General features: G+C 58.1%; 9 protein-coding genes. 8 read left to right on the top strand and 1 reads right to left on the bottom strand.

What is annotated here, in order from left to right; translation table 11 throughout:
* Positions 1-578 precede the first annotated feature (578 nt).
* From PI86_RS03855 to PI86_RS03825, 8 genes are all read left to right on the top strand, one after another.
* On the top strand, positions 579-2,255 hold the full coding sequence (locus PI86_RS03855; RefSeq protein WP_052319359.1) for a tannase/feruloyl esterase family alpha/beta hydrolase: 1,677 nt from the start codon (positions 579-581) through the stop codon (positions 2,253-2,255).
* 292 nt (positions 2,256-2,547) lie between these two features.
* Positions 2,548-3,726: a porin gene (locus tag PI86_RS03850; RefSeq protein WP_039318897.1), complete on the top strand. Its 1,179-nt coding sequence runs from the start codon at positions 2,548-2,550 to the stop codon at positions 3,724-3,726.
* A gap of 262 nt (positions 3,727-3,988) precedes the next feature.
* Positions 3,989-4,750 carry an SDR family NAD(P)-dependent oxidoreductase gene (locus PI86_RS03845; protein ID WP_039319344.1) on the top strand — a complete coding sequence of 254 codons (762 nt, stop codon included), beginning with the start codon at positions 3,989-3,991 and terminating at the stop codon, positions 4,748-4,750.
* Between the two features lie 146 nt (positions 4,751-4,896).
* Positions 4,897-5,682 (top strand): enoyl-CoA hydratase/isomerase family protein, encoded by a 786-nt coding sequence (locus PI86_RS03840; RefSeq protein ID WP_235362684.1) that lies wholly within the window; start codon positions 4,897-4,899, stop codon positions 5,680-5,682.
* Between the two features lie 663 nt (positions 5,683-6,345).
* On the top strand, positions 6,346-7,473 hold the full coding sequence (locus PI86_RS03835) for a branched-chain amino acid ABC transporter substrate-binding protein (protein ID WP_200885179.1): 1,128 nt from the start codon (positions 6,346-6,348) through the stop codon (positions 7,471-7,473).
* A 140-nt stretch (positions 7,474-7,613) separates the two neighbouring features.
* Positions 7,614-7,835 (top strand): hypothetical protein, encoded by a 222-nt coding sequence (locus tag PI86_RS16860; protein WP_152608040.1) that lies wholly within the window; start codon positions 7,614-7,616, stop codon positions 7,833-7,835.
* Positions 7,836-7,945: 110 nt separating this feature from the next.
* Positions 7,946-9,109, top strand: a complete 1,164-nt coding sequence (locus PI86_RS03830; RefSeq protein WP_039319343.1) for a M20 aminoacylase family protein — start codon at positions 7,946-7,948, stop codon at positions 9,107-9,109.
* Positions 9,110-9,189: 80 nt separating this feature from the next.
* Complete coding sequence (locus PI86_RS03825) at positions 9,190-10,608, top strand: M20 family metallopeptidase (RefSeq protein WP_039318890.1); 1,419 nt, start codon at positions 9,190-9,192, stop codon at positions 10,606-10,608.
* A 240-nt stretch (positions 10,609-10,848) separates the two neighbouring features.
* On the opposite strand, the gene PI86_RS03820 is transcribed toward PI86_RS03825, so the two are convergent.
* On the bottom strand, positions 10,849-11,645 hold a 797-nt coding region (locus tag PI86_RS03820; RefSeq protein WP_039318887.1), incomplete at its 5' end, for a glycoside hydrolase family 3 C-terminal domain-containing protein.

Raw genomic sequence — 11,645 nt, 5'->3', positions numbered from 1 at the left:
GCATCGCATTGTGAAGGGCGTGAAGAGTCGACGGTTATCGACTCCATGAGCATGTTGGCCTGGCACATCGTCTCTCTCCATCTCGCATCGTTCTGCGAACAAGGGCCCATGCGACCACGCTCTTGACAGACTAATGTCAGCGCTCCGTCTGGCCCAAATCCTACTTTGGAGTATATACAATACTTCGACGTAAGAACAATGCCGATTGTGTGTTTGTGTGTCACCGGTAGAGACAGCTACTAAAGCGGGCTATCGACAAATACCGTGGCTCGTCACTTGATTCATTGCATGTCGGTGACATCTTCATGTACCGCCACCAATTTCTCGTACCAATCCATGGCCAAGCGTTGTGCAAGGCGCGCCGCGGTTCTTTGTAATGTTGTTCATATGAACTAGATCGCCATGGAACCGGTCCTCCGTGGTCCCTTTGGGTTGGGGTATCTGCTGAGTCGTTAGTTCTGCGCACTGCGATCTCGTCTGTTTCGACGATGGTCTCACCTACGTGAGTGCGCGCCTAATCCGTGTGCCGGCCGCGATGCACATCGCTGGTCGGCACACTTAGACAAGGTGGAGACAACATGACCGACGAATATCAGACAACCTCGAGCTTCTACAGAGGGTTGGCCGCGACGAGCATCGTGGGCGCGGTGGTGGCTTTGGGCCTCGCTGCTTGTGGGGGGGGGAGTGACAACGCTGCGGCACCAACGCCGGCGGCTCCGACTTCGATGCAAGTGCAGAATGCTGCGAGCGCATGTTCTGCTCTTGCTGGCTCAACCGTTCCGGCCAGCGCCATTGCACTGCCGACGCAAGGCGCGACGATCACATCCGCATCACTGGTCGCAGCCGATAGCAAGACGGGCCTTCCGGACTACTGCCAAGTGCTCGGCAAGGTGCTCGCTACCAATTCCGCAGATCCCGCGATCAACTTCGAAGTCAATCTCCCGACGACCTGGAACTTCAAAGCACTGCAGTTGGGAGGTGGAGGCTTCAATGGACTGCTTGTGACCGGTCTTGGTGGGCAGATAGGCGGCGTGCCCAACTGGCCGTCCGACGAACAGCAACCGCTGTCGATGAACTATGTAACCTTCGGCAGTGACGGCGGAACGACCCTAGACGGGTCGTTCGGTCTAAACGCTCAAGCACTCGCCAATTATGGCGGGGAGAGCGTCAAACGCACGCATGACACGGCGCTCTATATCATCAACGTGTTTTACAAGACCGCGCCACATCGAATGTATCACATCGGGCATTCCAAGGGGGGGCATGAGAGCCTCGTGGCGGCGCAACGGTACGCAAGCGACTATGACGGGATCGTCGCTTACTATCCTGCGAACCAGAATCAGGCCATGGTGATGTCGTGGTTCCGGATGTGGAATGCCGCATATTCAACCAGTGGCGGGGCGCTCGATCCGGCCAAACAGGCTCTGGTTCGGGCCAAAGTGCTGGCTGCATGCGACGGACTGGACGGTGTCGTGGATGGCATCGTGAGCAACACCGCGGCTTGCCAGGCCACATTCTCGATTAACAGCTTGCGCTGCTCCGGCGGAGCGGACACCGGTGATACTTGCCTGTCCGACGCTCAGATCAATACGTTGATGACTGCAGCGACGCCAATGGAGTTTGCTTTCCCATTGGCTAACGGAGTCACTAGCATTGGGCCATACCCGGTGTTCCAAGGTGCTGACGTGGAAGGAGTACTGTTTGACCCCTTTGGGACGGACGGCACTCATACCGCCTACTACAACCTGTTCAATCCCGTTATCAAGTACTTCGACGAGCAAAATCCGAATGGCACGAGTACTGGTTTTGACTACCGTGCGTGGCAACCGCGGGTCACGCAGTTGTCCAATGAACTGGACGCGACGAATCCGGATCTCGATACGTTTCAGAAGAAAGGCGGAAAGCTGATCCTGGTGCAAGGCACGACCGACATGTTGGTGACGCCCAATCAAACAACCGCTTACTTCAGTAAGGTTGCGGCACGATACGGCGATTCGACGAGCAGCTTTGTCCGGTATTACGTTGCACCAGGGTTTGGCCACGCGAACGGCACATTTGCGCTGCAGTGGGACTCGCTGGCAGCGCTGGATGGGTGGGTGGCATCGGGACAAGCACCCGTCAGCCCGGTCGTGACGGATGGGAATCCCGCTACCAAGGGACGTACTCGTCCGTTGTGCGAGTACCCGCAATTCCCAATGTACAAGGGATCCGGCGACGCAAATAGCGCTTCAAGTTTCGTTTGCGCCGACAGCTAAAGGACCGGACTCGGCTCCCTCGTCTGGGCGCCGAGTCCACACAAATGCGGGAGCCGACCACCCGTGTCAAATGGTTGAGATGAACGAGACCGATGTTTGTTCGAGCACTTCAGGCATGGTGCCGAAGCGCCGCACCTGAGGTAAATCGTGCGGGGCCGTCGAGACTCACCATATCAAGCCTCGCTCGATTTGCCGGAGATCGAGTAAAGGCATTTGAGCAAGCCTGTTTACTTCGCGGTAAACGACTATCCGGAAACAAAAATATTCTTACATTTGGTTAGGAGATCTACGCATGAAGAATCCGTTCTATCGAAACCTTATCTGCACAGCGCTCTTCGGCGCGTTCTCGGTTGCGAGTCACGCGCAAAGCTCCGTTACGTTGTATGGGGTCATCGACGAAGGCGTGGTGTTTCAGAGCAATAGCGGGGCCGGCAAGCGGGTCTCTCTTGACTCGCTGGGCGGCATCTTCGGCAGTCGATGGGGGATGACGGGCAGTGAGGACCTCGGCGGCGGCCTCAAGGCGATCTTCACACTTGAGTCCGGCATCAACTTGAACAGCGGCGCATTCGGTCAAGGTGGAACTGCATTTGGCCGCCAGGCATTCGTAGGTCTCAGCAGTGATCGCCTTGGGAGCCTCACCCTCGGGCGGCAGTACGACATGATCTTTTATTTCCCGGAACCCCTGACCGCCGAGGGGCTGCTTGGGGGGCCGGCCTCGTCGCATCCGGGCGATCTCGATAACGCCGCCAATACTATTCGCGTGAACAACGCGATTCGCTACATGAGCCCGGCGTTCAATGGGTTGAAATTCGGTGGCGAATATAGCGTCGGCGGTGTTGCCGGCAACTTGACGGCCAATAGCGGTTATTCGGTCGGCGCATCGTATGAATACGGACCGTTCAAGGTTGCCGGGGCGTACGAATATTTCAAGAATCCGACCTCGGCGACGGCCGGATCCGGCTTCTTCACTGACAACGCCAGCGGTGCTTCGCCCCTGGCATTTTCACTCAACTCCGGATACAAGAGCGCGCAGTCCTTCCAGAATGCGGTCGTAGCGGCCAACTACAAGATCGGGGCGCTGACGCTGGCGGCGTCATACTCGAATATTCAGTATGGCCACCTCAACGGGGAGTTGCTGGGTGGAACCGCTCGCTTCAACAATTTCGACGTTGGCGCGCAGTATCAGTTTTCGCCCTATTTCTTCGCGGGCATTATGTACAACTATTTGAACGGCCGGAGTGTCAGTACTGCCAGTGGTGCAACGATTGGCGGACAACACTACAACCAGATCGGGCTGATGGCTAACTACTTCCTTTCCAAGCGAACGGACGTGTACTGGACCATCGGCTGGCAACGTGCGTCCGGCATCTCGTCGACTGGCGCTCCCGCCGTTGCGGATATCGGCAACTACGGCGATTCGTCGAACAATCATCAGATTCTGATTCGCGCGGCGTTGCGTCATCGCTTCTAAATCCGAGCGGGGTTGCGTGCGGCCGCGTCCAGTAGACCGTGCCGCATGCAACTCTCCATGATAGTTGTACTTACCAGGTCGACTATCTGCGTTGACGGTGAAGATCGAAGCATCAATGGAGTCTTCGGTGCTTGACAGTGAGAGAGCATCGCTCCAGAATCTACTCGTGAGTAGGTAAAATACTTTGCGGTAATTTTTGATTCGTGACGTTTCCCAAGACGCCTGAGAGACGAGTCGTACTTTTATCGGAATGGAGATTGGCATGCATATCGAGGGATTGGCTGCAATTGTGACTGGTGGCGCATCCGGACTTGGCGGTGCGGTAGCACGACTGCTAGCGGAGAAGGGCGCCAAGGTCACGATTTTCGATCTCAATGAGGAGTTGGGCCGCGCCTGCGCGGAGCAAGTTGGTGGCAATTTCGTCAAGGTCGACGTGTGTGATGAGGTTGCGGTCGATGCAGCGCTCGCGAAAGCGGAGGGGCTCTATGGGAAGGCGCGCTTGCTTGTGAACTGCGCCGGCATTGGCCCGCCGGGAAAGGTAATCAATCGCGATGGATCTCCGCTCGCGCTGAACGACTTCGCGCGGATCGTCAACATCAATCTGATGGGGACATTCAACGTCTTGTCAAAATTTGCCGCGCGGTTGCACACGGAAGCACCGATCGGTGAGGAGCGCGGTGTCATCATCAATACTGCGAGCGTGGCCGCGTTCGACGGACAAATCGGTCAGCCCGCTTATGCCGCTTCGAAGGCGGGTATTGTCGGCATGACGCTTCCCATTGCACGCGAGTTTGCTCGGTTTGGAATTCGGGTAATGACGATCGCCCCAGGCATTTTTCTTACGCCGTTGTTGGCCAGCTTGCCGCAGGACGCTCAAAATTCGCTTGGCAAGCAGGTTCCGTTTCCGAGTCGTCTCGGGCAACCGGACGAATTCGCGAAGCTCGTGCAATCCATCGTCGAGAACTCCATGCTGAACGGGGAGGTGATTCGGCTCGACGGCGCAATCCGCATGGCGCCGCGATGACGTATTGCAGTTGCGGGCTGAGCGTTTAAGTTGTGCTGCAAGCCGCCGCGTTGAAAGCAGGCTTGTGATCGCGATGACGTGAACGGCCGGAAAGTTTGTGGCATTTCCGACCGTGAGATATAGGAATGTGTATGAATGGAGAATGCTTGCTGGTCGACGTTGAGGATGGCATTGCAACCCTTGCTCTCAACCGACCGGAATCCGGAAACGCAATCGATTTGCCCCTGGCACAGGCGCTGATGAGGGCGGCAATCCGCTGCGACCAGGATCCGGCGATTCGATGTGTCGTACTCACGGGAATGGGGCGACTCTTCTGTACGGGAGGAGATCTGGGTTCATTCGGGGCGGTAGGCAACGATCTGCCCGGATTTCTGAGCGAACTGGCCGGAACGCTTCATCTGGCGCTTTCTCGCCTCATGCGAATGCCCAAGCCGCTTCTCGTCCTGGTGAACGGGCCGGCTGCCGGCGCGGGCTTCAGTCTGGCGATTGCTGGAGACATCGTCCTTGCTGGACGCTCGGCACATTTCACCCCTGCTTACGGAGCGGTTGGCCTCAGTCCTGATGGAGGCATGTCCTGGCAACTGCCTAGGTTAGTGGGGGTCAGGCGCGCCCTGGAAATGCTGCTTTTGAACCAGCGCGTTCGGGCAGAAGAGGCACTCGCAATCGGCCTGATCAATCGGGTCGTGAACGATGAGGATCTCGCGAACGAGGGACGCACGATGGCGCGTACGTTGGTCGAATCAGCGACGAAAGCACTTGCCGCCAGTCGCGAGCTGCTGCTCGAATCGTTTCATGGCGAGTTCGAGGCTCACCTCGAGCGGGAAGCACGGTCAATCGCAGCACTTGGTGCAGGAGTGGAGGCATGTGAAGGCATTCGAGCTTTCACGGAACGGCGAAAACCTCGATTCGTTCAAGATACGGAAATCGGCTAATGTGATGGCGTGGCAGTCGTAGCCCGGTTCGGGGCGGCAATGACCTAGGATCGATGATAAACGGGCGCCTAGGACTGGCATTCTTGCGTGCTGCTCACGGAAACTGATTGATGAGGTAGCCGCATCGGCGTTTGCTCATCAAGCGACGGGGTGCGTCAACGCGCTCGCCTAGCGAATTTGAACCATCGTCGTGATGGTGGCATCCCGCTTTCAGCACAACAACGAAGGTGCGGGATTTGTCAGGTAATTGCGCGAACGTCTCCCGTAGCGACGGGCCGACTCGATCGTGGCTGCATCGTACTTCATTCGGATACTGAATGTAGTTGCGATGCGGCCACGAGCCGTTTTGGGACGAGGATTTCTGTCGGGCGCATACGCAAGACGTCGGCTCGCAACCTTAGCCGTCGCAGCTTCCGCAAGGGCTCTGTCCAGAGTCGTCGATCCTGATCTGACGAGCTAATTTCGTGAGTGCGCAAGGTTTCCTCGTTTTGACCGCCTCGAACGCACGCAAATTCCATTTGCCGTCCGACAGCCAATATTGGCTATCGAGGTCATTCCGTAGCATTGAACCAGCCGGCGAGCATGCGCCGGTTTGGAGCGGTAGCGTTCGCCGCTCGTTTGCCACGAAAGTACACCACAGGGTGACTACTGATCATGACCACCATGAAACATACTCCTGCAATGCTGGCTATCATACTGGCTCTCCAGACCATTTCTGCACAGGCCGATGTCACCGTAAGAATTGGGCAGGTTTCGCCACTGACCGGAGAGCTCGCTCACATCGGAAAGGATGACGAGAATGGTGTGCGTCTCGCAATCGAGGATCTGAATGCGAAACGGTTGAAAATCGGTGGTCAACCCGTCACGTTTGTGCTCGATTCACAGGACGATGCAGCAGATCCGAAGACAGCCATGGTTGTGGCCCAGAAGCTGGTCGACGATCGCGTTGCCGGTGTGATCGGTCACGCGAATTCAGGTACGTCCATTCCTGCCTCGAGGATATACGCCGATGCCGACATTCCGATGATTTCCGAGTCCGCGACGAATCCGAAGTTGACGCAGCAGGGCTATCGAAACGTGTTTCGAATGGTCGCCAACGACGTACGTCAAGGCAACGTGATTGGCACTTACGTTGTGAAAGACCTGAAGGCAACAAAAGTGGCAATCGTCGATGACCGGACGGCTTATGGTCAGGGCTTGGCCGACGAAGTGGAAAAGGCTGTCAAGGCGTCAGGCGGCGCGGTCGTGGACCGTGAATACGGTACGGACAAGACAACTAACTGGATGGCTGTTCTTACCACCATCAAGAACCACACACCCTCAGCCATCATGTTCTCCGGCGGGGACACGCAGGCCGCTGCATTTGCACAGCAGGCTCGCAAGCTTGGAATCAAGGCAAAACTGATTGCCGGCGATGAGGCATGCACCCCGCAGTTCATCACACTTGCAGGCGCAGCGATGAACGAGGATGTGTACTGCACGCTTGCGGGCGTGCCACGTGCTCGCATGCCGCAGGGGGAGGCATTCTTCAAACGCTACCAGCAGCGCTTCGGCGTTCCGGTTCAGTTGTATGCGCCGTATTCATACGATGCGACGATGGCCCTCGCGAACGCGATGCAACTGGCGGAATCGACTGACCCGAAGGCGTATTTACCCAAGCTTCGCGAACTTCGGATGGACGGCGTTACCGGGGCGATTCAATTTGACGCGAGCGGCGACATTCGTAATGGCGCGATCACTGTCCGTCGGTACGGTAATGGTGAGTGGCGCGATCAGAGCGTCGTAAGGTAAGCGCAGATCTCAAGCTTGGAGAGCGCTCAAACGGAGGGGACCACGCGAACTTGCCGGCGTGCACAATCCTCTCCGTCCTGTACTGTTCCTTGGGACCTCATGCTCGCGATCGTGAGAGGGTAACCCTCTTGGAGGTGAGGATGGCCGTGTACGCGATCAACAACGTCCGCATTGGCCAGCCGGCGCAACCGGCGGGTGGAGGGGGGGGTGAAATTTCCTTGCAAATCTACGCTAAAAAACGCGCCAAAATTCGGCGGGTTTCGAAATATTATTTTCACGGAGACGGTGCATCAACAGAACTCCCCACCGTGCATTGTCAAGATGAATATGTCCCCGTGCATGTGCCCGGCGCGATCCGTTGATTTCGGATCGGAGCGGCCCACGGGCGACTCCCGAACTGCCGTCACCGCAGCAACTGATGGTCGCCGTGGCTAGGGAAAGTTTGATTTCGAATTCCAAGGATATTGTGAATATGGAAAGCACACTGCAATCAAAATTGAAGCATTGGAGACATCACTTTCATCACAACCCCGAGACCGGGTTTGAAGAAGTAGCGACCTCGGACTACGTTGCCAACCTGCTAGAGAGCTTCGGCCTCGAGGTCCACCACGGCATAGGTGGAACCGGCGTCGTGGCGAACCTCAAAGTCGGGGACGGGACGCGTGCGATCGGCCTGAGAGCAGATATGGACGCGCTGAACATTAAGGAGAACGCACCCGGGCGTGCCTATGCGTCGTGCATCCATGGGAAGATGCACGCATGCGGGCATGATGGGCATATGGCAATGGTGCTTGGAGCAGCGCGCTTGCTATCGGAACAGCGCGATTTCGACGGTACCGTACGATTCATCTTCCAACCGGCTGAAGAGCATGGCAAGGGCGCAAAGGCGATGATGGACGATGGCCTGTTCGAGCGTTTCCCCGTCGACGCAATCTTTGGCGCCCACAACATGCCCGGTATGCCCGCAGGGTCATTCTCGACGCGACCTGGCGGCATCATGGCCAGTGAAGACAACTTCGTCATTCATATCAAGGCGCGTGGCACGCATGCGGCCCGTCCGCATATGGGAGTCGATCCGATCGTGCTCGCCGCGCAGATCGTGCTCGGCTTGCAGACGATCGTTTCCCGCAATCTTGATCCGAGCTTGCCGGCAGTGATTTCGTGCACGGAGATCATTACCGATGGCTTGCGGAATGTGATTCCGTCTAATGTGACTATCAAAGGTGACACGCGCAGCTATTCGCCGGACGTGCAGAAACTGCTCGCGACGCGCATGCGTGAAGTCAGCGAGGGAGTTTGCCGAATGCACGGAGTTGAATGCGACTTCGAGTACACACACGAGTTCGCACCGACCGTGAATTCACCCGAGTACGTTGATGTCGCAGTGGCGGCCGCGACCAAAGTCGCCGGCATCCAAAATGTCGATCCGAACGTTCAACCGATGATGATCTCGGAAGACTTCGGCGCATTCCTTCAGGCTGTTCCGGGTAATTTCATCTTCATCGGCAACGGCGGTACGGGCGAAAAGGGCGGGGTGCCTCTGCACAACGCGACTTACGACTTCAACGACGATATTCTGCCCATCGGGGCTCGGTATTTTGCTGAAGTTGCACGCCTGGCACTCGCCGGTGTCTGACCGAGAGAAGTGAAAATCCGAGGCAGCGTCCCGGCAATGGCGACGTGGCCAGCATTCGACGCATGGAAAGTGAGAGTCCAATGAGTGATGTGATTGGAACCCGTGAAGGTGCGATAGCGGCCGCACTTGCGTGTTTCGATTCGGGTCAATTCCGTCGAGACCTGGATCGCCGCGTGGGTTACCGGACTGAGAGTCAGGAACCGTCGGGCGCTGCGCAACTGCATGGATACTTGATCGACGAAATCGCTTCTACACTGCAGCGACTCGGATTTGCGTGCAGGATCGTCTCGAATCCGTCCGGGATTGACGCACCGGTGCTGCTTGCGGTCCGCCAGGAGGGCGACGATCTTCCCACTGTTGTCACGTATGGTCACGCGGATGTTGTGCGCGGCTACGACGAACAATGGGATTCCGGTCTTGAACCGTGGAAAATCGTCGTGGTCGGGGACCGCTGGTATGGTCGAGGAATCGCCGACAACAAGGGGCCACATTCGGTCAATCTTGCAGCACTCGAGGCGGTGATTGACGCACGTGGCGGCAAGCTCGGCTACAACGTGAAGGTGATTTTCGAGGCTGGCGAAGAGATCGATTCGCCAGGCCTGGACCAGCTCTGCGCGGCGGAGAAAGCATATCTGGCCGGCGACCTCTTTCTGGCGTCCGACGGGCCGCGCGTTTCAGCGGAACGACCGACGATTTTTCTCGGGTCTCGCGGTGAATTGAACTTCGATCTCGAAGTGAACCTGCGTGACGGCGGACATCACTCCGGCAACTGGGGAGGCGTGTTGCGCAATCCGGCGGTCGAACTTGCGCACGCCATAGCGAGCTTTGTGGGAAAAGACGGTCGTATTCAGGTTGACGGACTGCTTCCGCCCCCGGTGTCGCCTGCCGTGCGCCAGGCACTCGCCGACATCGAATTGGGCACGGACGACAATGCACCTGCAATCGACGCTACATGGGGCGAACCAGGTCTTACACCGGCCGAACGTGTACTGGCATGGAACGCTGTCGAGGTGCTCGCGTTCAAGTCCGGCAATCCGGATGCTCCGGTAAACGCTATCCCGCCGACGGCACGGGCTCATTGCCAACTGCGGTTTGTCGTCGGAACCGACTGGGAAAATGCACAGCACTATCTTGAGTCTCACCTAAGCCGGCACGGCTTCGCGAACGTGAAGGTGTTCGTCAAGCCAGGTGTCGCGGCTACACGGCTTGATCTCGACAATCCTTGGGTGAAGTGGGCCTTGGTGTCGATACACAGTACATCCGGAAAGACGCCCGCGCTCATTCCCAATCTGGGAGGCACGGTGCCCAACGCAGTATTTGCGAAGACGCTTGGTTTGCCGACGGTCTGGGTCCCACATTCGTATCCTGCGTGCTCGCAACACGCACCGAATGAACACTTCCTTGGTTCGTTGGGGCGAGAGGCGTTGGCTATCATGGCCGGCTTGTGGTGGGACCTCGGCGAGGACGGGGCTCGAATTGCCTCGACGCTTCGCGAATAGGGCATCGCGGGAGACAACGCAGACGTGATATCTCTCGACAATGCCCTGCATTCAATCGCGTATCGACATGCGCGTTGGACGGACACCGTGCATCGCGCGCGATGTCCCGTCGGCATGAACGGCTGGACGCGAATGAGCGGAGATTTAGCGCAGCTGGGCCACGCTATGGCTTACCCGGCACGATTCGTGTCAGATTCCGGGGGCCAGTGAGTTTCCGCCTGGCCCCGTAGTCGCGGGCGCTTAGCTACCTTGCAGCCGGATATCGCGCGACGATGCGCCTACATACACAGTGCCGCCCGGCACGACCTTCCAGCCGTTGCGCGACGTATCCCACACGCTCTGCATCCGCGGCGACACGGTCACGTGGACGTGCCGCGCCTCGCCCGGGTTCAGCTGGATCTTCTCCCAGCCGACCAGCCGCTTCGGCGGTTCGTCCTTGTACGGCACGCCGAGATAGACTTGCGGTGTTTCCGCGCCTGCGACTCGCCCGTCATTGCGCACGGTAAACGCGACGCTCAGCGAGCCGTCCCCTTGGCGCGACACCGACAGCCCCGAATACGCGAAGTGCGTGTACGACAGCCCGTAGCCGAACTCGAACATCGGCTTGATGTTGCGTGCGTCGTACCAGCGATAGCCCATATTCAGCTTTTCCGCGTAGACGGGATCGTTCTCGAACGCGCCGTTCTGTCCCCACGTCGGCGTATCCTGGTCGCGCGCCGGGAACGTGATGGGCAGCTTGCCGGACGGATTGACCGCGCCGAACAGCACGTTCGCGATCGCCTTGCCGCCGGCCTCGCCCGGATACCACGCCTCGACGATTGCCGACACGTTGTCCTTCCACGGCATCAGCACGGGGTTGCCGCTCTGGACGACGACGATCGTGTGCGGATTGGCACGCGCGACCGCTTCAACGAGCGCGTCCTGGTTCGACGGATTCGCGAGGCTCAGGCTTTCCAGATCGCCAAATTCCTCGCCAGCCGGTTGCGCGACCAGGACGATCGCGACGTCCGAGCGGCCCGCGAGCGCCGCGGCCTGGT

This window comes from Burkholderia sp. A9 (genome assembly GCF_000801975.1).
The sequence above is the reverse complement of the archived record's forward strand: the minus strand, read 5'-3'. Positions and strand labels throughout refer to the sequence as shown.